Raw genomic sequence first — 25854 nt, 5'->3', positions numbered from 1 at the left:
TCGAGGCGGAAAGCGGAAACGGAAGAAACCGATGGTGTCATCGGAGATGCCGATGGTGCCGGCGGCATATGAGCGCCATCTCAGCGCACCAGCGGGCTGTCCCAGACGACGAACAGCAGTGCTTTCAGTTGGGCAAAGCGCTCCGGTCCGAGTTCGGTGCGCCACTCCTCTTCGATGTCACGCAATATGTCGACCATTTTCGAGAAAGCGGCGTGGCCGCGCTCGGTGGACCGCACCACGCGCGCGCTGCCTTCGCCGTCGGAGCGAAGGAGATAGCCATAGCTTTCCAGACTGCTGAGCAACTGGTTGATCGCCTGCTTGCTCATGCCGGCACGCTCGGCGATCGTGCCGGGCCGCGCGCCATCCGGGCCGGGAAACTGCAGCACCGCCATGTGCGGCAGGCGCAATTCGTCGAAACCGGCGGCGTTGAGCTCCTTGATCAGCCGGCGCTGGATTGCCTGGGCAGGCACGCGCAGCAAGGCGCCAATCAACAGGTCCTCGGTCTTGGTCTGCAGTACTTCGGTGGAGGTGGCCATTGACGATCCGGTAAATTGAGTTTACTGATTGCTAGTAAATGTAATTTACCGGAGGAGTTTGCGCAATGTCATCCATGAATCTTCAGGTCAATCCGGCCGAAGAGACCATCGGCGACAAGATGCTATCGATTCGCTTCCTGGTGACGGGCGACAGTTCGAACGGCAGCATCGCCGCCTTCGAGTTGAAAGTGGCTGGCGGAGCGCGGCTGCTGGCGCCGGCGCACAGCCACGATCACTATGAAGAGACGATCTACGGTGTTGACGGGGTGCTGACCTGGACCGTCGACGGCAAGGCGATCGATGTCGGACCGGGAGAGGCGCTATGCATTCCGCGTGGCGCCGTCCACCGCTTCGACAACAAGGGTGCCGACGACGCAACGGTACTGTGTGTCGTGACACCGGCGGCGATCGGCCCAGACTATTTTCGCGAGATTTTCGCAATGTTCCATGCCGCCGCCGGTGGCCCGCCGGACAAGGCCAGCATGATGGAGATCATGCGCCGCCACGGCCTGACGCCGGCGGCACCGACACCGGCGTAGAGCGCGAGCTCAGCTCCTGGGGCTGCGGCGGCTCTATTCCCGCTCCGCACTCGCGAACACCACCAGATTGCCATCGGGATCGCGCATGCGCATGATCCAGAAATTGTCGGCTTTCTCGATCGGGCCGGGTTCGAGACCTGCATCCACCAGTCGCTGCCGCTCCGGCGCCAGCGGCAGGACGCCGAGCGTCAGCGTCGAGGTGCCGGCTTTTTCCTTGTCCTCGAAGAGCTGCACCTCGGCGCTTTCCGTGAACTGCCATCCGGCAAGGCCGGGCATCGGCCGGCGCAGCGGCGGCTTGCCGAAGAGTCTTTCGTACCAACCGATGCTGGGCTCGAGGTCGGAGCAGCTGACATGGGCAAAAACCGTCTGCACGGCCATCGCGATCCTCCATGGCGATTGCACTCCTGCCGGAACGCGGCGATGGATGGTGCGTTCCGTTGCCTGGCGCAGCGTGCCCCTTACTGCTGACGAAAATTGGTAGTGAACCATGCCATGATGCCGGGAATCGCACGATGCCGGAGGCAAGATGACAGCAACGCTAGCGACAACGACACTGATTGGGCAAGCGCACTGATGGCGCCGGTCAAGGTCGATCCCGACAAGGTGCGGGAATTTCCCGACGCGGCGAGCTTTTACGCCTGGCTCAGCGAACACCACGCCACGGAAACCGAAGTGTGGATCAAGGTGCACAAGGTGGGGTCGGGACTGAAGTCGATCACGCCGAAGGAAGCCATCGATGTCGTGCTGTGCTTCGGCTGGATCGATGCCGTGCGGAAGGGGCTGGACGAGAACAGTTTCCTGCAGCGCTACACGCCGCGCGGCAAAAAGAGCATCTGGAGCAAGATCAACGTCGACAATGTCGCGCGCCTCGTCGAGGAGGGCCGCATGACCGAGCATGGGTTGAGAGAGGTCGAGGCAGCCAAGGCCGACGGGCGCTGGGCGCGCGCCTATGGCAGTGGCAAGGAGATGAAAATCCCCGATGATTTGCAAACGGCGATCGATGCCGAGCCGGCGGCCAAGGCCATGCTGGAAAAGCTCAGCGCACAGAACCGCTTCTCGCTCGCCTTCCGCACCCACAACATGAAGACCGAGGCCGGCCGCAAGAAGAAGATCGAAACCTTCGTGGCAATGCTGAAGCGTGGCGAGACGATCTATCCGCAGGGAAAGAAGTAGATGGCTCAGGCGCCCGAATGCGGGTCGATGCTATAGGGATGGACGGGGTAGCCGGGTCCGATGGCATCGCGTACGCGGTTGGCCCATGCTGCGAACGCCGGATAGCCCGCGAGTGAAAAGCCGCAGTCCCCGGCAAGATGGCTGTAGGCATAGGCGGCGATGTCGGCGATGGTGAGATCGCTGCCGGCGAGGAACGGTGTCTCGCCAAGGCTGCGGTTCATGGCGGCGAGCGTGCGGGCTCCGGCTTCGCGCTTGCCGGCAACCATGGCATGGTTGCGTTCGAGCCGTCCGGTCAGGGTCCAGAAGCGCAGCGAACCGATGACGGGCTCGACATTGTACTGTTCGAAGAACAGCCACTGCATGGCCTTGGCACGCCGATAGCGGTCTGACGGCAGGAAGGGTGTGCCCTCGGCAAGGTAGGCGAGGATTGCATTGGATTCGGCGATGGCGCTGCCATCCTCGAGTTGAAGGACCGGAACCGCGCCTGCCGGATTGAGTGCGAGGAAGGCGTCGGTATGGCTCTCGCCCTCGAAGATTGAGACCAGGTGGCTGTCATGAGGGATTTTGAGCAGCCCGAGCAGGACCCGGACTTTCCAACCGTTCTGCGACGGCAGATAATCGTGAAGCGTGAGCATGACCGGTCCTCTTGATGGATCAACGATCGCATGGCGCGACGCCTGCCGACACCCGATTCCTGCGCAACGAATTCATGCAGTCGGTCGCACGATGGCTGCGATCGTGCTTACGCCGACAACTGACACGGCGGGACCGAGCGCAATAGCCAGACCTTTTGGGCTGCCGTCACTGGTCGAGGTCGACCGGTGTCACGCCGAGGAGCTTCAGAGCGTTGGCGTAGGTCCGGATGCCTTGCGCCTGCTTGCTCGCGGCACAGAACCGGTTCGCCTTGTCCTGGAGCGCCGTTACCTCTGCGATCTGGCCCGCGCTGGCGCCGGGTTCGGCCTTGGTCCGGATGGCTCCGTTGAGTTGAAGACCGAGCCGGCTGCAATATTCGCTGCGGGTGACAGCCGCCTCCGCGCCCGGCTGTGCGACCGCGAGCATGGCAAGCGAAATGCCTGTCACGGCACCCATCCATCCCCGTTGCATTGCAGGCGATATCCCTTGGCGTTGTCCGGCGGCCGCTGTCCGGCCGCCACGGGATCGTTATCGCAGACGATCTTTTCGCCAGTTTTTCCCGGATGTTGAATCTTGTTTCTGGAGTGTGTCTGGAGGCTGGGTTCACACTTCGTCGGCGTCGAACAGCAGCATCGTCAGATCGTCGTCGCCCGGGGCCAATATCCGCCGGTCGGCGGCACAGGCAACGCCGATTTCGCTGGCGAATGCGGCGCGGATGTCATCGAGGCTGTCGAAATACAATGTCCCGACCAGATACGGCATCTCGCCCGCCGAGAGCTTGATCATGGGCCGCCTGCTGACATCGTAGCGCCGCAGGCCGGGGAGCTTCTTGGCGAGCGGTATATGAACGTCGAAATAGTGCCGGTCGAACGCGGCCGGATCGGCCGGGGTTTTGTAAATCACAAGCATCTTGGCCATTGCCGTGGTCCTGTCCTGTTGTTGTCGATGGTCGGGCCGTGCGGGCCGCCAACCCGAAGTCGTTCGACATTGGCGGATTTCGACCGCCGGTCGATTTTTATGTGCGCGGGCAGGGGAGAGCGGCTATGCAGACAGCCGATTTCCCCCGCTGAGGAGATCGGCGCCTCGCGCCCCGTCAGGCATCTGCGGCGCTTCTGCCTCTTCCCCCGGCATCGTCATTCGCGTAAGGGCGCGGGCAAATCCCAATTCCGCATCGATACCCCTTGGAATTCCCATGATCAGACTTGAAAACATCGGCAAGCAGAACGGCCGTCAGCTTGTCTTCATCGAGGCGTCGGCCTCGCTGCAGAAGGGCGAGAAGATTGGCCTCGTCGGACCGAACGGCGCCGGCAAGACGACTTTGTTTCGTATGATCACCGGCCAGGAACAGCCGGACGAGGGCCAGGTGCAGGTCGATCGCGGCGTCACCATCGGCTATTTCAGTCAGGATGTCGGCGATATGGCGGGCCACAGCGCGGTGGCCGAGGTGATGAACGGCGCCGGGCCGGTGAGCGACGTGGCGGCCGAGATGGCCGAACTCGAGGCTGCCATGGCCGATCCAGACCAGGCCGACCGGATGGACGAGATCATCGAACAATATGGCGAGGCGCAGCACCGCTTCGAGGAACTCGACGGCTATGCGCTGGACGGACGTGCGCGCGAAGTGCTGGACGGTCTCGGCTTCAGCCAGGAGATGATGGACGGCGATGTCGGCAAGCTGTCGGGCGGCTGGAAGATGCGCGTGGCGCTGGCCCGCATCCTGCTGATGCGCCCCGATGTCATGCTGCTCGACGAACCGTCGAACCATCTCGACCTGGAAAGCCTGATCTGGCTCGAGCAGTTCTTGAAGGGCTATGACGGCGCGCTGTTGATGACCTCGCACGACCGCGAGTTCATGAACCGCATCGTCAACAAGATCGTCGAGATCGATGCGGGATCGCTCACCGCCTATTCCGGCAACTATGAATTCTATCAGCAGCAGCGGGCGATCGCCGACAAGCAGCAACAGGCGCAGTTCGAGCGCCAGCAGGCGATGCTGGCCAAGGAGATCGCCTTTATCGAGCGCTTCAAGGCGCGCGCCTCGCATGCAGCCCAGGTGCAGAGCCGGGTGAAGAAGCTCGACAAGATCGACCGCGTCGAGCCGCCAAAGCGCCGCCAGGTGGTGAATTTCGAGTTCCAGCCGGCACCGCGCTGCGGCGAGGATGTCGTGACCTTGAAGAACGTGCACAAGGCCTATGGCAGCCGCACCATTTATGACGGGCTCGACTTCCAGGTCCGCCGCCGCGAGCGCTGGTGCATCATGGGCGTCAACGGCGCGGGCAAGTCGACGCTCCTCAAGCTGGTGGCCGGCGCCTCCGATCCCGACACCGGCACGGTGGCGCGGGGACCGAGCGTGAAAATGGGCTATTTCGCCCAGCACGCCATGGAACTGCTGGAAGGCGAGCGCACCGTGTTCCAGACGCTCGAGGACAATTTCCCACAGGCCGGCCAGGCGCCGCTTCGGGCGCTCGCCGGCTGTTTCGGCTTTTCCGGCGACGAGATCGAGAAGAAATGCCGGGTGCTGTCGGGCGGCGAGAAGGCGCGGCTGGTGATGGCGCTGATGCTGTTCGACCCGCCCAACCTTCTGGTGCTGGACGAGCCGACCAACCACCTCGACATCACCACCAAGCAGATGCTGATCGAGGCGCTGTCGCAATATGAAGGCACGATGCTGTTCGTCTCGCACGACCGGCACTTTTTGGCCGCGCTGTCGAACCGCGTGCTCGAATTGACGCCCGAAGGCATCCACACCTATGGCGGCGGCTACACCGAATATGTCGAGCGCACGGGACAGGAAGCGCCGGGCTTGCGGAGCTAATTCGAGTTTTCGTTGGATGCGCGAAGCGCGTCGCGTGATCATGGCGACGCGCTTCTGGAAATGATGGCCTACCTCAGCGAGATGCTCATGCCGCTGAGATCGGCGTTGACCTGCAGGCCCACCTGTCTGCCCGTGAGTTCGAGCTGGGCGCCCTTGTCGTTGGTCATCACGATCACCTGGGCGCCTCTGCCGAGCGCGCCGCCGCCGCCGGCCGCGCCATAGACGCCAGTCACGTCTCGGGCGCGCCTGATGTGGCGCACGGTGCCCTGGAAATAGGTCTTGGAGACGCCGAAGGCGAGGCCGCCCGAGACGCCGCCGATCGAGATCGGATATCTGCGGCCATGGAACGTCAGCGTGCCCTCGCCACCGGAACCGCCGACAAAGAACGCCGCCTTGTAGACGGAGAAGCGGATCTTGCCGCTGTCGGCATGCGCGGCGCTGGCAAGGCTGACGCCCGCTGTGGCGATCACGGCTACGGCGATTGAACGAAATCCGGACGAAATAGTCATGATGGAGCTCCTGAAGGTGGCCGTCGGCAAGAATGTCAGCGTGGCATCAAGTTACAACTGAACAGTCTTGCCCATCATTGGTTCCAAGCGGCGGTCCAAATCTGACCACGGCGCTCTCGCCGGAACACCCGGACAACCGCTGCCCACAATAGTTCAGCCTTAGTAGGCGCTGTTTACGGCCTGCACTGAATCGCGCAGCGCCTTGACGTCCCCAGCGGAGACTGGCTCGGCTTGATTTCCCCAGGCATTTCGGATGTAAGTCGCCACCGCGGCGACCTGATCGTCCGAGAGTTTCCACCCGAACGACGGCATCGACAGCGCGTTCGGAATTGCCGGACCGGACGCGGGATGGCCGCCGTTCAGGATGAGCCGCACGACCGAAAGCGGCTGGCGGGACTGTACGGCAGCGCTGCCTTTCAGCGAGGGGAACATGTTCTTTACGCCGTCACCTCCGAGTTGGTGGCAAGCTGAGCATTGGTCGCCATAGATGCTCTTTCCCGCGCTCATCGCAGTCCCTTGGGGAGCGGACGGCTCCTCGGCGGGGGCAGCCGGCAGCGACTTGAGGTAGATCGCAATCGCCTTCAGATCCGCATCGCTCATTTTGGAGGTGGAATCTTTCACGACCTCAGCCATCGGGCCGTATGCGGTGGTGCGGTTGTTATGGCCGGCCTTCAGGAAGGCGACAATATCCTGATCGCTCCAAGTTCCGAGGCCGGTGCGCTTGTCGCCGGTCAGGTTCGGAGCGAACCAGTTCTGTATCTCGGATCCTTGGTAGCGTTGCGAGGTCTTGTCGGCGCCGAAGACGTCCTTCGGCGTGTGACATGCGCCGCAATGGCCAAGGCCTTCGACCAGATAGGCGCCACGGTTCCAGTCGGCCGACTGGTTCTTGTCAGGCTTGAATTCGCCTGGAGTGAAGAACAAGCGGTTCCATCCTGCCATTGCGATGCGGTGGTTCAACGGCCAGGTGAATTCATTGGGACGCTGCGTCGAGCGCACCGGCTCCAGCGTGCGCAGATAGGTGCGAATGTCATCGACGTCTCCGCGCGTCGCCTTGGTGAACCACGGGTAGGGGAAAGCCGGGTAGAGCCGCCTGCCGTCGGAGGCAACTCCTTCATGCATCGCGCGGTAGAACTGCTCTTCGTTCCAGGCGCCGATGCCGGTCTCCGCGTCGGGGGTTATGTTGGCTGAGTAGATCGTGCCGAAAGGCGTTCCGATCGGCCTGTTGCCGGCGAAGGGTTTGCCGTCGGGCGCCGTGTGGCAGGCCACGCAATCGCCTGCGGCGACGAGCTCGCGGCCGCGCTCCTGTCTGGAGAAATCGCCGATCTGGCCATGCGCGAGCGGACCGAACACCAGCATTCCCGCGCCGATCAGAGCGCCGCTGGCGGCAAGGGTGAGGAGCGCGCGCTGCCTCATGACTGGACCAATGGGCCGGGATGCTTGAGATATTGGTCGCGGATTGCCGTTGCCGCCCATAGGGCAAGCGCGCTCACCGTGCCGGTCGGATTATAGCCGCTGTTATGAGGGAAGGCGCTGGCGCCGACGACGAAGAGGTTCGGCACGTCCCAGTGCTGGAGATAGCGGTTGACCACGCTTTCCCGCCGGTTGACGCCCATGATCGCCCCGCCCGTATTATGCGTGGACTGATAAGGCGTGATGTCGTAGTGCGGGCCGCGTGGCGATTTCTTGATTTCGCGTGGTTTCATAGCGTTTGCGATGTCCACCATCTTGCCCATGGCGAAATCCTGCAGCTTCAACTCGTTCTGCTTGAAATCGTAGGTCATGCGCATCAGCGGGCGCCCGTAGACGTCGCGATAGGTCGGGTCGAGGTCGAGATAGTTGGCCTTGTTGGGCATTACCGACCCCATCAGGGACAACGACATAGAGGTCAGGTAGTTCTTCACGAACGCCTGCTTCCATTTGGCACCCCATTTCGGCGTGCCTTCCGGCAGCAGCTCCGTCTCGATCGGCCTGCCGGTGGTCATATAGCCGCCAATGTAGCCGCCGTGGATGAAGCCGAGGCCGGCATGGTCGAAATTGTCGCCGTTCCAGTCGTCGACGATCATGCCCAGAGCGCCGGCGCCGACGAAGGGATTGAGGAGCTTGTCGTCGAAGAAAACGTCGACGGAAGGGGTGAGCTGGTAGCAGTAGTTCTTGCCAAGCGTTCCTTGCCCGGTCGCCGGATCGTATCTGGTGCCGATGCCCGAGGCCATCAAAAGGTGCACGTTGTGCAGGATGTAGGCGCAGACGATGACGAGCTCGGCCGGCTGCTCGAATTCGTTGCCATGGGCGTCGACATAGGTCACGCCAGTGGCATGCGCGCCGGAACCGTCGAGGTTGATCCGCGTCACCTCGCACTCTGTCCGCAGGGTGAAGTTCTTCCTCTGCATGAGCACCGGCAGGATGGTCGTCTGGGCGCTCGCCTTGGAATAGTTCCCGCAGCCGAATTTCTCGCAGAAGCCGCAATAGGTGCAGGGCGCCATGCTGACGCCCAGCGGATTCGTATAGGCTTGTGACATGTTGCCCGAAGGGCATGGAAACGGGTGCAGTTTCAACGATGCGGCCGCTTCGCCGAACAACATGGGGCCATAAGTCTGCTTCATCGGGGGTGTCGGGTACGGCTTGGAGCGCGGGCCTTCGAAAGGATTGCCTCCGGCCTGTTTCTGCCCCTTCAGATTGCCCGTCTGGCCCGAGATGCCGCACAGCTCTTCCCAACGCGTGTAGTGAGGCTCCAGTTCGTCATAGGTGACGCCCCAGTCCTGAAGCGTCATATCCGGAGGGATCATCGCCTCCCCGTAACGAGCGGCAGTCTGGCGGCGGATTTCGAAATCGTAAGGCAGGAAACGGAACGCCTGGCCGTTCCAGTGCAGGATCGAGCCACCGACGCCGGTACCCGGCAGGAACGAACCGAGGCGTCGCATCGGCAAGGCCGTCTGGTCTGGCGTGTTGCGGAAGGTGAGTGTCTCCTGCGCGGTCTGCTCGAACAGGTGTCCATGGTAACGATAGCGCAATTCATCCTGGATGAAGGACGGCGCGAAATCGGTACTGGTCTCGCGCCAGCTGCCGCGCTCGATCGCCAGCACGTCGTGGCCGGCGGCGGTAAGCTCCTGCGCCATGATCGCCCCGGTCCAGCCGAACCCGACCAGCAGCACGTCGACGCCGGGAAGCCTTTGCGCCATGCCTGTTATCCCGCGCCGTTCCACGCCGGCCTGCCGCGAATGCCGACTGGCGGCTGGTCATAGCGTTCACCGTGCCGATCAACCCAATCCAGGTAGTTGTAGCGCGCGCCCGGGAAGCCCAGCATCTTCCAGCCAGCCATGTCCTTGTTGCCGCCATAGATCGGGTCCGAAAACATCCCTTCCTTGGTGTTTTGCCAAAGCATCTGGAAGAAGGTCCTGGCGTCTGCCCCGCCGAGATCGACCTTGCCACCCTCGAGGTCCGAAAGCATCGCATCTTGCGCTTCAACCGGGAGGTCCGCGAACAGCTTGCCCCCCTGCGCCGACATCGTATGTTCGTCGATCGCCTTGATAGCCGCGCGATAGAGATCGGCGGGCGTCATTCGCGACTGAAAGCCCTGCGTTTTCTCGCCCTTTGCCCACGGGCCCTGCATGTACCAATTGCCCGCGCGGCCATACGCGCCGGCAAGCTGATGGTCTATGAAAAGTGCCACCCCGCACGCCTTGGCGCCGGGACCGAGGTCGTCCTCAGGGATCAGTCTTTCAGTCGCCGACTCCACGAACGCGGCCTCGGCGGGCGTGAAGAAGGCAAACCCAGGGTTTTCGAGCGGCACGGGCGCATCGGCCTGATGCGGCAGCCAGGGGTCGTCGACGCCGCCTTTGATTTCCCGTGCAGCGGCCGTATTCGCGCCGAGCGTCACCGATGCCGCCGCCGAGGCTCCAACTGTCAGGATCTGGCGGCGACTGAAAGTGTTCGCGGGCATGGGAAGCGTCCATCGGATATGACGCTCCAACCTTCGAAATGATGGATTGTTCCCTGGCAGGGCCAATTTACCTTGCCGAACGAATTGAGCGGCGAGGAAACGGCGTTCTGAGAAACCTTCGCCCGTTCTCTCTCAGCCGGCGGCGGGAAGACCGCAACGAAACGAGCCGGCTCTCTGGTCGCGGCGGTCTCGTTGTGGGATGGAGGCGCCCGTGTACTTTCTACGGTGGTTGGCAAGGGGTTTGGGATGAGAATTGTGACGGGGCTTGCATTGTCGGCATTGGCCGCGACGATGGCTGGATGCGCGACCTCTCCGGTCGACTATGGAGCCTCGCTTTCGCAGCAGGACCAGAAATGGGCGACGCCGCAATGCCAGCAAGCCCGGGCGAGGGCTTCGGACTACGCGGTCCGCGAAAAACAGCACCCAGGTTGGGAATTCGTCGCACTTGGCCCCTACGGGTTGGGGATCATAGCGGCCACCAAGGAGCACGAGCAGAAGCAACGAAAGCTGCTCGCCCGCAACGTGCACCTGCAATGTTCGAGCCTTCCCCTGCCGAAGGAGTTACAGGGCGATTTGAGCCCCGCCGGCCCAGACAAGGCGAAATATCCATAACCTGAAAACCGCCACGGATTTGCTTCTAACGTAGCAATCCCTCTGCCTCGAACGTGTCCCAACCTTCGAGCTTTGGTGCATCGTCCTTTCCCGAATTTCTGGTCTTGCGCGCCTTGCCCGTCCGCTTTCCAGCTCGCGTCAGTGCGGCCTTGCCGGCCCCGCGCCGTCTGTTCTCGGACGCTTCCAGCGCATCCTCCTCCCGCCAGGCGGTCGCCAGGTCACGGTCGAGAATGTCCTCGATGTGACGTGGATCGAAGACGTGGAAGGTCACGGCCTTGGATCGCCCGCGCATCTTCACGGTGCGCGTGCCGATGCTTTTCAGGCGACCATCCCTGAGCCATTTGTGACGCTCGCGCGAGGAGATGGCGAGAATGTCCTCCGCCTCTCGCGGAAGCACGGGCAGGGCTTCGATCCCCTCCAGCGTTCTGGAGATCGTTGCCGAGGCGGCCTCGAACGCATCCGCGTCGGTCTGCACCATGCGCAAGACAATGCGGCCCGTCTCGGCCTTGGCAAATTTCCGCACCGTCCACGGCAGCTTGGCTCGAACTTCGCGTTCGATCCCCTTCAGGCGCAAGGAGGAGCCAAGCGTCGCGGATGGTGGCAGCGGCCATTCGGCGACCATTGATGCGGTGCCCGTGCCTTGCTCGGCCCTGCGATCGGGGGCGGTGGCAATTTTCGCCGCGATGCCGCTCAGGATCTTCCGAAAGGAGCCGCGCTTCTTGTGTGCAGGGCTCATGTCTCTTTTTGCGCTCATTAGGTGCCTGCCGTGGAACGATCGTTCGCACGACAGACAACCGAAATCAGGATCAACAGTTCCCCAGGCATGCGCAGGCGGGGGTAGTGCATCAGTTTGAAATCTGCAAACTTAGCCCGCGCTTTATGAGAGATCGCACGCGGGTTCAACCAAGCCAATGATGTGCCATCCAGGCGAGATATAAGCCGGCTATGACCGCATGGATCAGACCGAATGAGCTTTTGGTGACGGGGTCGTGGTACGCTACGCGTCGCGGCCGATAGAATAGCAATTGTCGTTGTGAAACGATTAACATTCGCTCCATCTCGCGGTCCGCTTCCCGTCTCGCCAGTTTCGTATCCAGGAGCTCCTGAGCGTAGAGCTGTCTCGTATGCTCCAAAGCCGAAAGTGAGTTGTCATCAAGCCACCCTTTGAATTTTCCAGGTCTGATGAGGACTTTGGCGTGGGTAAATTCGCGCCGGCGGAGCCTCTCCGTCTTGGCAGCTTCGAAAGCCGCATGCCACTCTTCCCAAGTCGCCGGCATATCATCGGCTCCGGGAAGCTGGCGGATATGAGGATAATCCTTGGCGGTGTAAGCTGGGATAGCCCTGACTTTGCTGGCCATTGCAGTCTCCCCTTGTCCCAAGAAGAGGATGCGACATCCTAGGCTTTGGTGTCCAGATGGCGCTACCCAGCCTTAGCGAGTCCGGTGCCGCTTTTGGCAAACACATCGTCCGGTGTTCCAGCATATTGTGCTGGCTGAATTAGCTAGAAGGCGGTTCCGAACAACAATGGCCAGGCGATTTGCGTTTCTCCTCGTTCGCGACTTCACCCTGTCGCCGCTGTCGCTGTTCATCGACACGCTGCGGCTGGCGGGCGATGAGGGCGACCGCAGCCGCAGGATAGAGTTCGACTGGCAGATCGTCGGCGAACGCGGTCTGCCGATCCGGGCAAGTTGCGGCGTCGAATTGCTGCCGACCGGGGGCATCGGCAATCCCGAGGATTTCGACAATGTCGTCGTGGTCGGCGGCCTGCTCGACACCAACCGCAGCCTGAGTTCCGAAAAGGAGGCCTTCCTGTTGCGGGCAGCTGGGAAGGGGGTGCCGCTGACGGCGCTCTGCACGGGAAGCTTCGTGCTGGCGCGCTACGGCCTGCTCGACGGCTACAGCGCCGCCGTCAGCTGGTTCCACATCAAGGACTTCCGCAGCCGGTTCCCGGAGGTCAACGCTCACGCCGACAGCCTGTTTTCCGTCGACCGGGGCCGCTCGACATGCGCGGGCGGCACGGGTGCCGCCGACCTCGCGGGCCATTTCGTGTCCCAGTTCATCGGCCAGAAGGCGGCGGAAAAGGCCGCCAAGATCCTGGTGCTCGACCGCATCAGAAGCAGCAGGGACGTGCAGCCCGTTGGCGACCTGTTTCCGGAGGCGTCGAGCCGGGCGGTGAAGCGCGCTTTGCTGTTGATGGAGAGCAACCTCCAGGAGACACTGTCGGTCGCCGAGATCGCGAGCCGCCTGAACTGCTCGCGGCGCCAGCTCGAACGGCTCTTCGGGTTGGAACTCGGCATCGGCCCGATGGCGGCGTATCTCGCGTTACGAGTGCATCATGCGAAGTCGCTGCTCGAAGGCAGCGACCTGCAGATCGGCGAAATCGCCTACCGCTGCGGCTTTACCAATGCCGGTCATTTCAGCCGCGTGTTCCGCCAGCAGATCGGCATCACGCCGACCCATCTCAGGCATCCAAACCGCATGCCAGGCGGCGCGGCGAGGCTATGAAGTCCGCTACGTGCGGCGCCTATGAAATCCGCTGCCCGCCCTCGTCGAGCAGAACGCAGCCCTCGGCATCGAATCCGAGGTCGGCCGTTTCGCCTTCGCGAAGGACGCGGCCGGTGATCGGCGCGTTGGCGCGGAGGTTGGTCTTGCCGCCGATGTCGATCTCGTAGATTGCGCTGCCGCCCAGATACGAGGCCGAGACGACGCGGCCAGTGAGCCGGTTGGCGCTCGCTCCGGCACCGACCGAAAATTTCTGCGGCCGCACCACGACAGTGACCTTGCTGCCGTCGCCGAGCGGCCTTGGACAGGTCACGTTGATCGTCTGACCGGTGCCAAGCACCACCGCTGCCGTCCCTTGGCCGGACCTGCTCACGGTCCCGGCAAGCATGTTGGCCTTGCCAAGGAAGTCGGCGACGAAGGCCGTGGCCGGCGTCTCATAGACCTCCTCCGGAGTACCGATCTGCTCCACGGCGCCCGCGTTCATCACCACGATGCGATCCGACATGGAGAGCGCTTCTTCCTGGTCGTGCGTGACGAAGATGGCGGTGATGCCGGTTTCCTTCTGGATCTTCTTGATCTCGACGCGCATCTCCTCGCGCATGTTGGCGTCCAGCGCCGATAGCGGTTCGTCCAGCAGCAGCACCTGCGGCTCGAAGACGATGGCGCGGGCAAGCGCGATGCGCTGCTGCTGCCCGCCCGACAGTTGCGACGGCAGCTTCTTCTCGCTGCCCGGCAGCCGCACCATTTCGAGCGCCTTGCCGACCTTGCGCGCGATCTCGGGCTTCGGCACGTTGCGGTACTTCAGGCCGAAGGCGACGTTGTCGAACACGTTCTTGTGCGGGAACAGCGCGTAGCTCTGAAAGACCAGCCCGATGTTGCGCTTGTAGATCGGGACGTCGTCGACACGCCGCCCGTCGATCATGATCTGGCCGCCCGAAATATCGACCAGGCCGGCGATGGAGCGCAGGATCGTGGTCTTGCCGCAGCCCGAGGGCCCGAGCAGGGTGACGAAGCTGCCCTTGCGGATCGAGAGCGAGAAATCGCGCACCGCGACGAACTTGCCATAGGCGATGTCGATGTCGCGGAACTCGACCGCCGGGCTGTTTGCCTCGGCGGCCGCGCTCGCGCCGGCTACCCCGGCCAGGACAGGCCGGGGATGGAGTGTCGTGCCTTGGCTTTCAGGCACCTTTGGAGATCCTGTTCCACTGCTTGGTCCAGGCGTCCTCGTTGGTCGCCCAGTAGGTCGGATCGGCGAAGGTCAGCGACTTCATGGTGCCGGTCTTGTCGAATGCCGGCAGCTTCTCGATCTTCTCGGTCAGCTTGACCTTGTTCGGGTCGAGCGACGGGGGATAGCTCTGGCCCTCGGCCACCGCGATCGAGGTCGCCGGGTCAAGCATGAAGTTGATCAGCTCTTCGCACTCGGCCATGGGCGAGCCCTTCAGGATCAGCATATCCTCCATCCAGGCATAGGAGCCGGCCGGATCGAGATAGCCGATCGGATGGCCCTGGTCCTGCAGCGCGGCGACGCGGCCCGACCACGCGTCGGTCACCACGATCTCGCCCTTGGAAAGCAGGTCCATCAGTTCCGCGCCGGAGCTCCAGAACTTCTTGGCGAGGTCGCGCGTCTCGCGCACCTTGGCCCAGATGGCGTCCATGTCCTTGAGGTTGTTGGGGTCCTGCCCGGTGGCGAGCGCCGCGTACCAGACGCGCGTCGTCATGTCGGAATAGCCGCCGACCTTGCCGGCATATTTCTTGTCGAGCAGGAGCCCGGCGCCCTTTTCCTTGGCTTCCTCCGGCGAGATCACCTTGGTGTTGTAGGCGATGCCCGTCGTTCCGTAGTCGTAGGGCACGGCCGAAAGCTTTGGCGTCAGCTTGCGGAACGGCTCGATCATCGGCTGCAGCACATTGGCCATATTTGGAATGTTGGCCTCGTTGATCTCCGAGGTCAGGCCGCCATTCACATATTTGATGTAGTAGTTGACGCCGGAAGAATGGATGACCTGGTAGTCGCCGGGCTTGGCGGTCTTGATCTTGGTGATGATCTCGTCCTCGTCGCCGAACGTGCCCTGGACCACCTTGATCTTGGTCTTGGCCGTGTAGGGCTGGAAGGCGAACTTGTCGATCGCGTCCTGCACCGTGCCGCCCCAGCCGTCGAAGCGAACCTCCTGGACCGCGGCGAGCGCCCGGCCCATCCACGGCATGGAAAGGCCCGCCGATGCCGCCGCGGCCGCGGTCAGCGTCAGGAAAGTGCGGCGGCTCAGGTCGCCATTGGCATATCGATCGTGCAGCCGTTCCAGCCGCTTGGTGGTGGTGATTTTCATTGTGTTTCCTCCTTTGGTTCGCCACGTCTTCTCAGTTTTGTCAGGCTTTGCAGGATCAGGCCTCCGATGAGCGGGATGCCGACGGTCACCAGGATCATCACGGTGCCGAGCGCGTTGATTTCCGGGCTGATCGAGATCTTGAGCATGGAAAGGATCTGGGTGGGCATGGTTTCGACGCCGGCCGGCCGCCAGAACAGGCTGGCCGAGGTGTTGTCGAAGGAGATGGTGAAGGCGAGCAGGGCGCCGCCCACCACGGCCGGGATGAGCAGCGGCAGCGTGATCTCGCGGAAGGATGAAAAGCGCGACGCGCCAAGCGATAGTGCCGCCTCCTCATAGACGCGCCGGATGCCGATCATGCGCGCCTGGGCGATCAGCACCACATAGGGCACGGCAAGCAGGATATGGCCGAGCACCAGGAGCAGCATGGTTCGCGGCTGATCGACGGCCTTGATCAACACCAGCAGGCCGACGCCCAGGATGGTTTCGGGCACCAGTGCCGGCAGGATGACCAGCGTGCTCAGCGCCTGCTTGCCGCGAAATTCGAAGCGGACCAAGGCAAACGCCGTGGTGACGCCGATGGCGGTGGTGACGATCGCCGTGACCAACGCGATCCACAAGGAGGTGCGGAAGGCGGCCAGCACCGCCTCGTTGGCCATCAGCTTGCCGTACCATTGCAGGCTGAAGCCGGTCATCGGGAAGCCGCCGAACATCGAGGCGTTGAACGACAGGATGACCGTCGCCACGATCGGCGCGAACATGAAGATGTAGACGCAGACCGTGACGACGCCGGTCAGCCGCCAGGCCCATCTGCCTTCCTGCTTGCGCCGCGTTCCTCTCATCCTCCAAGCCCCGTCATCCGCCCAGCCCCTTGACGATCTGAGACATGCCCATGTAGCGTGTGTAGACGGCGGCGAAGAAGCCGAGCACGACGAACAGCACGATCGAAAGCGTGGCGCCCATCGGCCAGTTCAGCTCACCCATGATGGTGTCGTAGATCAGGTTGCCGAACAGCGCGTCGCGGCCCGAACCGAGGAGCTGCGGCGTCACATAGCTGCCGGCTGCCAGCACGAAGCAGAGCAGCAGGCCCGCCGCCAGGCCGGGCAGCGACAGGGGCAGCGTGACCTCGCGGAACGCCTGCGCGCTCGTGCAGCCCATTGAGCGAGCCGCCGAAATCAACGTGCGATCAATGCTTTCCAGGCTGACATAGACGTTGAGGATCATGTAGGGCAGCAGGAAGTGCAGCATGCCCAGGATGACCGCGCCTTCATTGTAGAGCATCTGCAAGGGCTCATGGATGATGCCCATTTTGAGCAGCGCGACGTTGATGACGCCCTGTTCGCCCAGGATGTTGATCCAGGAAAAGGTGCGGATGGTGAAGCTGATCCAGAACGGCACGATCAGCAAAAGCAGCAGCAGCCATTTGTGCTTGAAGGTCGTGGCCCAGATGAAATAGGCGGGGAAATAGCCGAGCACTCCGCAGAGCAGCGCCGTCATGGCCCCGACCCTCAACGTCTTCAGGAGGAAGCCGTGATAATAGCTGTCGGTGAGGAATTCGTGCCAGTTCGCCGTCGTCAGCGCGCTCGTTTCCACGCCGGCGGTGACGAAGGTGAAAAAGGTGTAGGCGCCCATCACGGCGATCGGCAGCACCAGGAAGAAAATCAGCAGCAGGAGCACCGGCGCGACGAGCATCCAGGCCAGCCGTGGATCATACAATGTCCATCGTCGTTTCATGAGCACCCGGACGTCCGCGCTTTCTTTGAAGCGCTGTTTTGTTCCCGAGGCCAAGATTGGGTGATTGCAGGCGCGATGTCTACACCAGGCGATTGAGCCAGTGGACTTCAGCTCGTCGCCGGCTGCGACAGACGTCGAATTCTTGAAGGCGGCGTCGCTGCGTAGCGCCGCCTCGTGACCCGATCGACAAACCTGTCGACGAGGGCTGGCCGGCGCTCCTCAGCCCTTCGAGATACCCCGCGCGATCAGCCGGGCAAGGCGCTCGGAAAACGCCCTGGCATCCGCGGGCTTGTCGCCGTCGAGCACGCGCGCCTCGTCGTAGAGAAGGTGGGCGGCATCGTCCTTGAAGGCCTTCTCGTCGTCGCCGAGGCCGGCGAGCGCGAGCACGCGCTCGTGGCGGGGGTTGATTTCGAGGATCGGTTTGGCCGTCTTGTCGAGGCGGCCGGCGGCGTTGAGCAGCCGCTCGAACTGGCGGTCGGGACCATGTTCGGGCGCGACCAGGCAGACCGCGCTTTCGGTCAGGCGGTCGGAAGGCTTGACGTCTGACACGGCGTCGCCAAGCGCCGCCTTGACGAAAGCCAGGAAGCCATCGACTTCGGGCGTCGCCGCCGTGTCCGGCTTCTTCGCATCATCGAGCAAGGGAATCTCGGAGAGTTCGGCCACCCCTTGCGTAACCGACTTGAACGGCTTGCCGTCGAATTCCGGCGCCATCGACGTCCAGAAACTGTCGACGGGGTCGGTGAGCAGCAGCACCTCTATGCCGCGTGCCCGAAAACCTTCGAGCTGCGGCGAGGCTTCGAGCCGCGCGCGGTCGTCGCCGGCCATGAAGAAGATCGCCTTCTGGCCTTCCTTCATCGCCGAGACATAGTCGGCAAGGCCGCGCCAATTTTCGCCCGAGGCGGTCGAACGGAAGCGGGCAAGCTTCAGCAACTGCTCGCGGCGTTCATGATCCTCGTAGAGCCCTTCCTTGAGGACGACGCCGAAATTTTCCCAGATTTTGGCATAGGTCTCGGCCTCGTTCTCCGCGAGCTTTGAGAGATCGCCGAGCACGCGGTTGGTCAGGCCCTTGCGGATCGCGGCCAGCAGCGGGCTTTCCTGGATCATCTCGCGCGAGACGTTGAGCGGCAGGTCGGCGGAATCGACCAGCCCGCGCATGAAGCGCAGGTAACGCGGCAACAGATCGGCATCGTCGGTGATGAAGACGCGGCGCACATAGAGCTTGATGCGGCCCTTGCGGTCCTGGTCGAAGAGATCGAAGGGACGCGAGCTTGGCACGAAGGCGAGCACGCTGTATTCCTGCCGGCCCTCGGCGCGGAAATGGATCGTGGCGGCCGGCTCGTCATACTGGCCGGCGACACTGCGGTAGAAATCCGTGTATTCCTCGGGCTTGATCTCGCTCTTCGGCCTGATCCAAAGGGCTGTGCCGTCGGCAATGTCGCGCGCTTCGGCGCCGGGCTTCTCGATGAGCGTGATCGGCACCGGCACATGGCCCGACTGCGACTTGGCCAGTTGCTCGAGCCGGTAGGATCCGGTGTAGGACACGGCGTCGTCCATGAGATGCAGCACGACGCGGGTGCCGCGTTTGGGTGCGGCTTCGAGCGGGGCGGGCGCGATCTCGTAGGAACCCTTGCCATCCGACGACCAGCGCCAGGCTTCGTCGCTTCCCGCCAGGCGGCTGATCACGTCGACGCGGGTTGCCACCATGAAGGCGGAGTAGAAGCCGACGCCGAACTGGCCGATGAGCTGCGTGTCTTCGGTGCCGGACCCGACGCGCTCGATGAAGGCGCGCGTGCCCGAGCGCGCGATCGTGCCCAGGGCCTCCGTCATGTCGTCGCGGCTCATGCCGATGCCGTTGTCCTCGACGGTGATCAGCTTGCTGTCGGGATCGGCCGATATCGAGATTCGCGGCTTGGGATCGTCGACCAGCAACTCCGGACGACTGACTGCCTCGAAGCGCAGCTTCTCGCAGGCGTCGGCGGCGTTGGAGATCAATTCGCGCAGGAAGACGTCCTTATCGGAATAGACCGAGTGCACCATCATATGCAGCAGCCGCGAAACATCCGCCTCGAATGCCTTGGTTTCCGTCGCTTTTGTGTCTGTCGTCATTGCCGAGTTTCCCACGCTGTTCATCCGCCCGTCGCGCCATGGCGCGTCCGGGACTTCCTTTCAACCATTTTCAACCGTGCTGGCAACGGCGTTCAGCAAGGCCAGCGCGCCGACAATATCGTAATGGGGTGCGGGGGTGACAAGGGGGGCAAGAATCGGCGTCGGCGCCGAAGTTTCCAATCTCCCCACTTGTGGGGGAGATGGCCGGCAGGCCAGAGAGGGGCGCTGTCCCGCCGACATCTCAGCCGACCCCGTGCTGCTCCCAGGTTTTTTGGTAAGCCGAGATCCTTCGCGCCCCCCTCTGCCCTGCCGGGCATCTCCCCCACGAGGGGGGAGATTGGCAGCTTCCGCGCCCTACTTCCCCGCCATGTGGTCGGCAAGCGTCTGTGCCTGGGCGAGCAGTGCGGGGAAGACGGGGTTGTCGGGCAGGTTCTTGCCCATGCAGGCGCGGAAGTCGCTGTCGCCCTTTGCCCAGGCGGCGTCGGCGGCATCGGATGTATTCTCGTCGCTGTCGCCGGTGGTTTGCTTGATCAATTTCTGGGCGGCGGCATCGGCGGCGGTCCAGACCGCGTCGCAGGCCGCGATTTTCGGGACGGTCGCGGGCGCCTCGGCGATCATGACGCTGTTGCCCTTGACGACCGTGACGACGACCTCCTGGTCGTAGTTCGGCCCGACATCCTGTGCCCAGCCGCCGAGGCGGGCGATCGCCATGTCGGCGCCGTCCGGCTTCCTCAGGGTAAAGTCGAGCGTGCCGGTGAACGCGGCATCGCTGCCGATGGCCTGGGTGTAGAAGGCATCGAGTTTCAGCGCCGCGTCGAAGTCGGTGGGCAGTTTGAGATCGGCGTCGGTCTCGGCGGCGCGTGACCGCAGCCAGCGCTCGACCAGCCCGCGCGTCGATACCACGATGCTGGGGCCGTCCTCGGTGCCGTGTCGCAGCCCGTCCAGCATGCCGAAGCCGACATCGGAGGAACTGAGGCTTTCGATGTTGATCGTGCCGGCCGCCGGAAAACCCTGGACCGTGAAAGGCCCGAGAAGCGCGGAAAGGCGCTGTTCGAGATCGGCGCGGGCCTTCTCATTGGCCGCATCGAGCGTTTCGACAGGGGCGTTCGCGCTTTCCATCGCGGCGATGGCCGATATCGCCTTGTCGCGCGCGGCGATGTAGTCGTCCTCCGGCGAAGCCGCATAGGCCGCACCGCTCGCCAGCGCGAACACCAAAGTCCAGACCAGACGCATCGCGGAACCTCCGTTTTTACAAGCTCTTCGCGTGGCTTGGTGGCGATTGTGCGGCGGTGAGGCCTGGCGAGGCGTGGCAGATATCGGGGCACCAGGACAGCCTTCGCACGGCCGGACGCCGTCATATGAAGAAGGACGATGAAACCTTCCGATTTCCACGCCGTTATGGCCGTTGTGGCAGACATCAAACCCAAACCGAAGCCGGCCGGCGGCGCCAAGCCAAACGGTGCCAGGAAGCCCCACCGGCGGAAGGCACCCGATGTCGAGGTCGCATCCGAAGTCGTGGGCGAGGCGCCGCCGCCGCCAGCGGCGGCGGAACCCGATCCGCAGCTGAGCCCCGAACAGGCCGAGCAGGCGCGCAAGAAATACCTGCTGAAGCGTTTCTGGATCAGCGCGCGCGGCTACTGGAGCCGGCGCGGCGACAAGCTCGCCTGGCCGTGCACGATCGGGCTCCTGATCCTGATCTGCGTCAATGTCGGCTTCCAATACGGCATCAATGTCTGGAACCGCGCGATCTTCGACGCCATCGAACAGCGCAATGCGCCGACCGTCTATTTCCTGAGCGCCGTGTTCGTGCCGCTGGTGCTTGGAAGCGTCAGCCTCGTCGTCGCGCAGGTCTATCTGCGCATGACGATCCAGCGTCGCTGGCGCTCCTGGCTCACCACATCGGTCATCGGCCGCTGGCTCACCAACGGCCGCTACTACCAGCTCAATCTCGTCCGCGGCGATCACCAGAACCCGGAGGCCCGTATATCCGAGGATCTGCGGATCGCCACCGAATCGCCCGTGGATTTCGTCTCCGGCGTCCTCAACGCCTTCCTGGCGGCCTCGACCTTCATCGTCGTGCTGTGGACGATCGGCGGCGCGCTGACGCTGCCGATCGGCGGGGCGAATATCACCATTCCAGGCTTCCTCGTCATCACCGCGGTCATCTATGCCGCCATCACTTCCACCTCGATGGTGGTCATCGGCCGGCATTTCGTCGAACTCTCCGAACAGAAGAACCAGGTGGAAGCGGAATTTCGCTACACGCTGACGCGCGTGCGCGAAAACGGCGAGAGCATTGCCTTGCTCGGCGGCGAGGAGGAGGAGCGCAGCGGCATCGACAGGACCTTCGCCGGCGTGCTGAAGCGGTGGGCGATGCTTGCTGGCCAGCACATGCGCACGGCGCTGGTCTCCCAGGGGTCGAGCCTGTTCGCGCCCGTGGTGCCGGTACTTTTGAGCGCGCCAAAATTCCTCGATGGCTCGATGTCGCTTGGGCAGGTCATGCAGGCGGCATCGGCCTTTGCCATAGTGCAGGGCGCGTTCGGATGGCTGGTCGACAACTACCCGCGTCTCGCCGACTGGAACGCCTCGGCACGGCGCATCGCCTCGCTGATGATGTCGCTCGACGGGCTCGAGCGCGCGGAAGAAAGCGACGCGCTCGGACGCATCAGTCATGGCGAGACCAAGGACGATACGATGCTCAGCCTGAACGATCTCTCCGTGTCACTCGATGACGGCACCGCCGTGGTCAAGGAAACCGAGGTCGTGATCCAACCTGGCGAGCGGCTGCTGGTGGCCGGCGAGTCCGGTACGGGCAAGAGCACGCTGGTGCGGGCGATAGCGGGGCTGTGGCCGTGGGGCGGCGGCAGCGTCGATTTCCACCCCGGCAAGCGCTTGTTCATGCTGCCGCAGCGTCCCTACATTCCCTCGGGCACGCTGCGCCGGGCGGCCGCCTATCCCGGCGCCGCCGATGACTGGACGGTTCCACAGATCAGGGCCGCCCTCGACAAGGTGGGGCTCGGTTATCTCGGCGACCGGATCGACGAAGAGGCGCCATGGGACCAGACCCTGTCGGGCGGCGAGAAGCAGCGGCTGGCCTTCGCGCGGCTCCTCCTGCACGCGCCCGATATCGTCGTGCTGGATGAGGCAACGGCGGCACTCGACGAGAAGAGCCAGGACAGGATGATGGAGACCATCATCCAAGAACTGCCCAATGTGACCATCTTGAGCGTGGCGCACCGGGCCGAGCTGGAGGCGTTCCACAGCCGCAAGATCACGCTCGAGCGGCGCAGGGGCGGCGCCAAGCTCGTCAGCGATATCGATCTTGTCCCGCGCAGGCGCAGGGGCTTGCTCAGCCGCGCCTTGTGGGGTTCCGGTGGGCGGGCGGAAAAGCGCGGCGCCGCCCGTAAGAAGACTTGACGGCCGTCCGGTGAGTTCTGATTTCAGCGCGAGGGATGGCCCGGCGGCTCTTCCGTCAGGCGCGCAATTCCTCCCTATGTGCCTTCGCGAGGTCGGCCATGCTGTCGAAGCGGAAGTTCACTTTCGGCATGTCGCCGGGATGCATCGTGGCGCCAAAACCCTGATCGGCGTGCCGGCGGTGGATCCAGCATGATGCGAGGCCCAGCCGGTTGGCGACGGTGTGATCGTGGAACAGGCTTTCGGCCGTGTGCAGGACTTGCTTGTCGCCAATCCCGAGCGTCGCCAGCTTTTCGAGCATATAGTCGAAATTCCGAGGCGACGGCTTGTAGGAGCCGATGTCCTCCGCCGTGTAGATCGCATCGAAATCGACGCCGAGTTTCCTGTTGCTGAAGGAGAAGCTCGTATTGTCGACGTTGGAGAGAATGACCAGCCTGTAGTGCTGCTTGAGGTATTGCAGGGCGGCTGCGGTGTCGGCAAAGGCCGGCCAGTCCTTCACGCTTTGGCCATAGGCGATGCATTCCTCCGGCGTGGCCACGACGCCCCATTCCTCGGCGAGCCGCTTGTAGACGACGGCCAGAAGGTCGCAATAGCGTTTTTGGGGCGTCCAGTTCTGCTGGCTGGATTCATGCCTTGCATGCGCCTGCAGGATATCGTCGCGGCTCAGGCCGCGGCCAACCCGCCCGGTCAGCGGCTTCAGCGCGTCGATCATGCCGGATTCCCAATCTATGAGGGTGCCGTAGCAGTCGAAGGTGAGGGCCTTGAAATCAGTCAGCTTCATCGGGTTCATTCCCTTGGGTTGGATGGTTGGTTTGGTGCGGGATCACGATCAATCGGCCGGTTGCCCGGCGGGCTGCCCGACCGGGCTCGGACCTGCCTTCGATGCGGTGCCGCGCGACGACGTCAGCCAGACGCCGAACAGCGTCACCGCAAGGCCGAGAACCATCGCCGATGAAAGCGGCTCGCCGAAGAGCAGCCAGGCCCAGAGCATCGTCACCGGTGGGCTGAGATAGATCACGCTGCTGACCTGGGCGGCGCTGTAGAGCCGCAGGCTCACATAATAGACGCCGTAGCAGAAGAAGGTCGAAAACAGCACCAGCCACGCGATGCCGCACTCGAACCGGCCATCGAGGGGCGGCATCAGCCCGCCATTCCAGCCGGCGCAGGCGGCAAAAAGCATCGCCGCCGTCAGGCATTGGATGCACAGGCTCTGGTGGATGGGCATGTCGATCGTCCCCATCCGCTTCTGCAGCACGGTCGCCAGGGCAAAGACCATCATGGAGGCGATGGTCACAATATATGCCCAGGCCGGCGCCGTTCCGAGGCTGAGGCTGTTCAGCGAGACGATCAGCACACCGAGCACACCGAGCGCCGTTCCGGTCCATTGCCTCGATGTCAGCCGGTGACCCAGTATGGGCTGCGAAAGTGCCGCGATGGCGAGGGGGACGAGGTCCGAGATCAGGGCGACGAGGCCGGTCGGCACGCGCTGGCCGATGGCGAGCGCGAAGCCGCCGAGATAGAGGAACATCATCGCCACGCCGAACGCAATCTGCTGTATCAGGGCGCGTGCGCCGATGCGCGGCCCGACCATGAGCGCGAAGGGCAGAAGGACCAATCCCGACATCAGGGTCCGCCAGAACAGGACCAGCATGACATTGGCGCTCTCGCTGGCGTAGCGGATGCCGACGAAGCCGGAACTCCAACTAACGACAAGCGCGGCCGCCATGAGCGGCCAGAGCAGGGGCTGATGTTTCGGGAGCGTCATGCGGTCTCTACGTTGAATGGGTGCCGGGGCGGACTTATGGCGGCACGCACGCGTTTGCACATGACAAATTTCGATGCATCCATGAAATTGCCACGAAATCTGGCATATTCATTTGCGCGAAAACCGGTTGCGCGCCAGGAACTGGAGCGCCGCTTTCGTTTCAAACGAGGATTGTCATGGCTGGAGTGATGAGCCGACGCCTGGATGTCGATGCCTTGCGGGCGATGGTGGCGATCGAGAAACATGGCGGCGTCACCCGTGCGGCCGAGGTGCTGGGCCTGTCGCAGTCGGCCGTCAGCCACAAGATCAGGCGGCTGGAAGCGAGCCTCGACTGCGAAATCCTCAGCCGCAAGGCCAATGCGCCGATGTTCACCAGTTCAGGGCAGGATCTGCTGGGCTATGCCAGGCGCATCCTGGGCATCCATGACGAGGCGATCCTGAGCCTGTCGAAAAGCACGCTGCAAGGCAAGATCGCGTTGGGGATGACCGAGGATACGACCTGCACGGACCTGTCGCGCATTCTTGGGCGGTTTCGCCGGCTCCATCCCGAAGTGAGTGTGCGCACGCAAGTGCGCATGAGCCTTGCCTTGCAGAAGCTGCTGGGCGAGGGGGCGCTCGACGCGGCCATCATCCAGGTGTTCCAGCACGAGGTCCGGCCCACCGACATCCTGCTCTTCCGCGAGAGCCTGCATTGGGTGAAGTCGCCCGAACTGATCCTGGCGAAAGGAGACCCGGTCCCGTTCCTGTCCTTCGACGACAACTGCTTCTATCGCCGTTGGGGCCTCGATCTCGGCCAGGACGAGGGAACGGTGTTCGAGATCGTGTTCGAATGTTCGAGCGCGGCCGGCATCATCGCCGGCGTGACCTCCGGGCTCGGCGTCGCGCTGCTCAGCCAGCGGCATCTGCAGCCTGGCATGGAGATCGTCGACAAGCAGTTCCCCAAGCCTCCCGACCTGGCCTACGTCATCCGCCGCGCCCGCAACCCCCGCAACCCCGCGCTGGAGACGCTGGTGCGGGAGATAGAGGCCGAGGTGCGGCGCCACGGGACGCTGCAGATCGCGGTGTGAGTGCGAGAGGCTGCCGCCGGACATACTGTGAACGCCGGCTTAGGCCGCTCTGACGGGCAACGAAGTCTCGTTCTTTTCGTTCTTGAGGCGACCAATGCCGGGCGTCTGCTTCGCGCCCCATCTAGGATTCAATTTCGCCGTCGCCCGAAAGCGGACATTTCTGGCGCGACAAGCACCGGAGATCGAGATCGCGC

At 63.4% G+C, this 25854-nt stretch carries 26 protein-coding genes; 7 read left to right on the top strand and 19 right to left on the bottom strand.

Annotated elements, in window-relative coordinates:
• Positions 1-80: 80 nt before the first annotated feature.
• Positions 81-536, bottom strand: a complete 456-nt coding sequence (locus LB536_RS14290; RefSeq protein WP_224593473.1) for a MarR family winged helix-turn-helix transcriptional regulator — start codon at positions 534-536, stop codon at positions 81-83.
• A 65-nt stretch (positions 537-601) separates the two neighbouring features.
• On the opposite strand from LB536_RS14290, the gene LB536_RS14285 reads away from it, so the two are divergent.
• Positions 602-1075 carry a cupin domain-containing protein gene (locus LB536_RS14285; protein WP_224593471.1) on the top strand — a complete coding sequence of 158 codons (474 nt, stop codon included), beginning with the start codon at positions 602-604 and terminating at the stop codon, positions 1073-1075.
• A 33-nt stretch (positions 1076-1108) separates the two neighbouring features.
• Here the strand turns inward: LB536_RS14285 and LB536_RS14280 are convergent, their stop codons facing one another.
• Positions 1109-1453: a VOC family protein gene (locus tag LB536_RS14280; RefSeq protein ID WP_224593470.1), complete on the bottom strand. Its 345-nt coding sequence runs from the start codon at positions 1451-1453 to the stop codon at positions 1109-1111.
• A 195-nt stretch (positions 1454-1648) separates the two neighbouring features.
• Here LB536_RS14280 and LB536_RS14275 point away from each other — a divergent pair, with 195 nt between their 5' ends.
• The gene (locus LB536_RS14275; protein ID WP_224593468.1) at positions 1649-2248 is read left to right on the top strand and encodes a YdeI/OmpD-associated family protein; all 600 of its coding nucleotides are present in this window, start codon (positions 1649-1651) and stop codon (positions 2246-2248) included.
• 5 nt (positions 2249-2253) lie between these two features.
• On the opposite strand, the gene LB536_RS14270 is transcribed toward LB536_RS14275, so the two are convergent.
• The 3 genes from LB536_RS14270 to LB536_RS14260 form a co-directional block, all read right to left on the bottom strand.
• Positions 2254-2883, bottom strand: coding sequence for a glutathione S-transferase family protein (locus LB536_RS14270; protein ID WP_224593466.1), 630 nt, complete (start codon positions 2881-2883; stop codon positions 2254-2256).
• Positions 2884-3049: 166 nt separating this feature from the next.
• Positions 3050-3337 carry a hypothetical protein gene (locus tag LB536_RS14265; RefSeq protein ID WP_224593541.1) on the bottom strand — a complete coding sequence of 96 codons (288 nt, stop codon included), beginning with the start codon at positions 3335-3337 and terminating at the stop codon, positions 3050-3052.
• Between the two features lie 147 nt (positions 3338-3484).
• Positions 3485-3799, bottom strand: coding sequence for an EthD family reductase (locus LB536_RS14260; RefSeq protein ID WP_140759718.1), 315 nt, complete (start codon positions 3797-3799; stop codon positions 3485-3487).
• Between the two features lie 274 nt (positions 3800-4073).
• Between LB536_RS14260 and LB536_RS14255 the strand changes: the two genes are divergently transcribed.
• A complete protein-coding gene (locus tag LB536_RS14255; protein WP_224593465.1) occupies positions 4074-5696 on the top strand; it encodes an ABC-F family ATP-binding cassette domain-containing protein in 1623 nt (540 codons plus the stop codon).
• 68 nt (positions 5697-5764) lie between these two features.
• Here the strand turns inward: LB536_RS14255 and LB536_RS14250 are convergent, their stop codons facing one another.
• The 4 genes from LB536_RS14250 to LB536_RS14235 all read right to left on the bottom strand — a co-directional run bounded on the left by LB536_RS14250 (position 5765) and on the right by LB536_RS14235 (position 10142).
• Entirely contained in the window at positions 5765-6205 is a 441-nt protein-coding gene (locus LB536_RS14250) for a hypothetical protein (RefSeq protein ID WP_224593462.1), read from the bottom strand.
• A 159-nt stretch (positions 6206-6364) separates the two neighbouring features.
• Positions 6365-7618, bottom strand: coding sequence for a c-type cytochrome (locus tag LB536_RS14245; RefSeq protein ID WP_224593460.1), 1254 nt, complete (start codon positions 7616-7618; stop codon positions 6365-6367).
• On the bottom strand, positions 7615-9381 hold the full coding sequence (locus tag LB536_RS14240; protein ID WP_224593458.1) for a GMC family oxidoreductase: 1767 nt from the start codon (positions 9379-9381) through the stop codon (positions 7615-7617). The genes LB536_RS14245 and LB536_RS14240 overlap by 4 nt, the downstream gene beginning before the upstream one ends.
• A 5-nt stretch (positions 9382-9386) precedes the next feature.
• Positions 9387-10142: a gluconate 2-dehydrogenase subunit 3 family protein gene (locus LB536_RS14235; protein ID WP_224593455.1), complete on the bottom strand. Its 756-nt coding sequence runs from the start codon at positions 10140-10142 to the stop codon at positions 9387-9389.
• 246 nt (positions 10143-10388) lie between these two features.
• On the opposite strand from LB536_RS14235, the gene LB536_RS14230 reads away from it, so the two are divergent.
• A complete protein-coding gene (locus LB536_RS14230) occupies positions 10389-10754 on the top strand; it encodes a hypothetical protein (RefSeq protein ID WP_140759703.1) in 366 nt (121 codons plus the stop codon).
• Positions 10755-10779: 25 nt separating this feature from the next.
• On the opposite strand, the gene LB536_RS14225 is transcribed toward LB536_RS14230, so the two are convergent.
• Both LB536_RS14225 and LB536_RS14220 read right to left on the bottom strand, forming a co-directional pair.
• Positions 10780-11490: a hypothetical protein gene (locus LB536_RS14225; protein ID WP_224593452.1), complete on the bottom strand. Its 711-nt coding sequence runs from the start codon at positions 11488-11490 to the stop codon at positions 10780-10782.
• Between the two features lie 163 nt (positions 11491-11653).
• Complete coding sequence (locus LB536_RS14220) at positions 11654-12112, bottom strand: hypothetical protein (RefSeq protein WP_224593449.1); 459 nt, start codon at positions 12110-12112, stop codon at positions 11654-11656.
• 166 nt (positions 12113-12278) lie between these two features.
• On the opposite strand from LB536_RS14220, the gene LB536_RS14215 reads away from it, so the two are divergent.
• Positions 12279-13259 (top strand): GlxA family transcriptional regulator, encoded by a 981-nt coding sequence (locus LB536_RS14215; protein ID WP_224593446.1) that lies wholly within the window; start codon positions 12279-12281, stop codon positions 13257-13259.
• 19 nt (positions 13260-13278) lie between these two features.
• Here LB536_RS14215 and LB536_RS14210 read toward each other — a convergent pair whose 3' ends face one another.
• From LB536_RS14210 to LB536_RS14185, 6 genes are all read right to left on the bottom strand, one after another.
• Complete coding sequence (locus tag LB536_RS14210) at positions 13279-14442, bottom strand: ABC transporter ATP-binding protein (RefSeq protein WP_224593430.1); 1164 nt, start codon at positions 14440-14442, stop codon at positions 13279-13281.
• The gene (locus LB536_RS14205) at positions 14435-15577 is read right to left on the bottom strand and encodes an ABC transporter substrate-binding protein (RefSeq protein WP_140809971.1); all 1143 of its coding nucleotides are present in this window, start codon (positions 15575-15577) and stop codon (positions 14435-14437) included. The genes LB536_RS14210 and LB536_RS14205 overlap by 8 nt, the downstream gene beginning before the upstream one ends.
• Entirely contained in the window at positions 15574-16416 is an 843-nt protein-coding gene (locus LB536_RS14200; protein WP_224593426.1) for an ABC transporter permease, read from the bottom strand. Before LB536_RS14200 ends, LB536_RS14205 begins: the two co-directional genes overlap by 4 nt.
• Positions 16417-16429: 13 nt before the next feature.
• Positions 16430-17308: an ABC transporter permease gene (locus tag LB536_RS14195; protein WP_140759686.1), complete on the bottom strand. Its 879-nt coding sequence runs from the start codon at positions 17306-17308 to the stop codon at positions 16430-16432.
• Between the two features lie 219 nt (positions 17309-17527).
• Entirely contained in the window at positions 17528-19414 is a 1887-nt protein-coding gene (gene htpG, locus LB536_RS14190; RefSeq protein WP_224593423.1) for a molecular chaperone HtpG, read from the bottom strand.
• Between the two features lie 354 nt (positions 19415-19768).
• Entirely contained in the window at positions 19769-20647 is an 879-nt protein-coding gene (locus LB536_RS14185; protein WP_224593419.1) for a hypothetical protein, read from the bottom strand.
• Between the two features lie 174 nt (positions 20648-20821).
• On the opposite strand from LB536_RS14185, the gene LB536_RS14180 reads away from it, so the two are divergent.
• On the top strand, positions 20822-22831 hold the full coding sequence (locus tag LB536_RS14180; RefSeq protein ID WP_224593537.1) for an ABC transporter ATP-binding protein/permease: 2010 nt from the start codon (positions 20822-20824) through the stop codon (positions 22829-22831).
• A gap of 55 nt (positions 22832-22886) precedes the next feature.
• Here the strand turns inward: LB536_RS14180 and LB536_RS14175 are convergent, their stop codons facing one another.
• Positions 22887-23609, bottom strand: coding sequence for a haloacid dehalogenase type II (locus LB536_RS14175; RefSeq protein ID WP_224593417.1), 723 nt, complete (start codon positions 23607-23609; stop codon positions 22887-22889).
• A 48-nt stretch (positions 23610-23657) separates the two neighbouring features.
• Complete coding sequence (locus LB536_RS14170; protein ID WP_224593413.1) at positions 23658-24593, bottom strand: DMT family transporter; 936 nt, start codon at positions 24591-24593, stop codon at positions 23658-23660.
• A 176-nt stretch (positions 24594-24769) separates the two neighbouring features.
• Between LB536_RS14170 and LB536_RS14165 the strand changes: the two genes are divergently transcribed.
• The gene (locus tag LB536_RS14165) at positions 24770-25660 is read left to right on the top strand and encodes a LysR family transcriptional regulator (RefSeq protein ID WP_224593411.1); all 891 of its coding nucleotides are present in this window, start codon (positions 24770-24772) and stop codon (positions 25658-25660) included.
• Positions 25661-25854 lie beyond the last annotated feature (194 nt).

The sequence above is a fragment of the Mesorhizobium sp. ES1-3 genome (assembly GCF_020164795.1).
Lineage (GTDB): Bacteria > Pseudomonadota > Alphaproteobacteria > Rhizobiales > Rhizobiaceae > Mesorhizobium.
This window is presented reverse-complemented; position numbering and strand designations above follow the sequence as displayed.

Bases quoted from the DNA above. Each gene is read 5' to 3' on its own strand.
- LB536_RS14290 (WP_224593473.1), bottom strand. From the start codon at position 536: ATGGCCACCTCCACCGAAGTACTGCAGACCAAGACCGAGGACCTGTTG.
- LB536_RS14285 (WP_224593471.1), top strand. From the start codon at position 602: ATGTCATCCATGAATCTTCAGGTCAATCCGGCCGAAGAGACCATCGGC.
- LB536_RS14280 (WP_224593470.1), bottom strand. From the start codon at position 1,453: ATGGCCGTGCAGACGGTTTTTGCCCATGTCAGCTGCTCCGACCTCGAG.
- LB536_RS14275 (WP_224593468.1), top strand. From the start codon at position 1,649: ATGGCGCCGGTCAAGGTCGATCCCGACAAGGTGCGGGAATTTCCCGAC.
- LB536_RS14270 (WP_224593466.1), bottom strand. From the start codon at position 2,883: ATGCTCACGCTTCACGATTATCTGCCGTCGCAGAACGGTTGGAAAGTC.
- LB536_RS14265 (WP_224593541.1), bottom strand. From the start codon at position 3,337: ATGGGTGCCGTGACAGGCATTTCGCTTGCCATGCTCGCGGTCGCACAG.
- LB536_RS14260 (WP_140759718.1), bottom strand. From the start codon at position 3,799: ATGGCCAAGATGCTTGTGATTTACAAAACCCCGGCCGATCCGGCCGCG.
- LB536_RS14255 (WP_224593465.1), top strand. From the start codon at position 4,074: ATGATCAGACTTGAAAACATCGGCAAGCAGAACGGCCGTCAGCTTGTC.
- LB536_RS14250 (WP_224593462.1), bottom strand. From the start codon at position 6,205: ATGACTATTTCGTCCGGATTTCGTTCAATCGCCGTAGCCGTGATCGCC.
- LB536_RS14245 (WP_224593460.1), bottom strand. From the start codon at position 7,618: ATGAGGCAGCGCGCGCTCCTCACCCTTGCCGCCAGCGGCGCTCTGATC.
- LB536_RS14240 (WP_224593458.1), bottom strand. From the start codon at position 9,381: ATGGCGCAAAGGCTTCCCGGCGTCGACGTGCTGCTGGTCGGGTTCGGC.
- LB536_RS14235 (WP_224593455.1), bottom strand. From the start codon at position 10,142: ATGCCCGCGAACACTTTCAGTCGCCGCCAGATCCTGACAGTTGGAGCC.
- LB536_RS14230 (WP_140759703.1), top strand. From the start codon at position 10,389: ATGAGAATTGTGACGGGGCTTGCATTGTCGGCATTGGCCGCGACGATG.
- LB536_RS14225 (WP_224593452.1), bottom strand. From the start codon at position 11,490: ATGAGCCCTGCACACAAGAAGCGCGGCTCCTTTCGGAAGATCCTGAGC.
- LB536_RS14220 (WP_224593449.1), bottom strand. From the start codon at position 12,112: ATGGCCAGCAAAGTCAGGGCTATCCCAGCTTACACCGCCAAGGATTAT.
- LB536_RS14215 (WP_224593446.1), top strand. From the start codon at position 12,279: ATGGCCAGGCGATTTGCGTTTCTCCTCGTTCGCGACTTCACCCTGTCG.
- LB536_RS14205 (WP_140809971.1), bottom strand. From the start codon at position 15,577: ATGAAAATCACCACCACCAAGCGGCTGGAACGGCTGCACGATCGATAT.
- LB536_RS14200 (WP_224593426.1), bottom strand. From the start codon at position 16,416: ATGAGAGGAACGCGGCGCAAGCAGGAAGGCAGATGGGCCTGGCGGCTG.
- LB536_RS14195 (WP_140759686.1), bottom strand. From the start codon at position 17,308: ATGAAACGACGATGGACATTGTATGATCCACGGCTGGCCTGGATGCTC.
- htpG (WP_224593423.1), bottom strand. From the start codon at position 19,414: ATGACGACAGACACAAAAGCGACGGAAACCAAGGCATTCGAGGCGGAT.
- LB536_RS14185 (WP_224593419.1), bottom strand. From the start codon at position 20,647: ATGCGTCTGGTCTGGACTTTGGTGTTCGCGCTGGCGAGCGGTGCGGCC.
- LB536_RS14175 (WP_224593417.1), bottom strand. From the start codon at position 23,609: ATGAAGCTGACTGATTTCAAGGCCCTCACCTTCGACTGCTACGGCACC.
- LB536_RS14170 (WP_224593413.1), bottom strand. From the start codon at position 24,593: ATGACGCTCCCGAAACATCAGCCCCTGCTCTGGCCGCTCATGGCGGCC.
- LB536_RS14165 (WP_224593411.1), top strand. From the start codon at position 24,770: ATGGCTGGAGTGATGAGCCGACGCCTGGATGTCGATGCCTTGCGGGCG.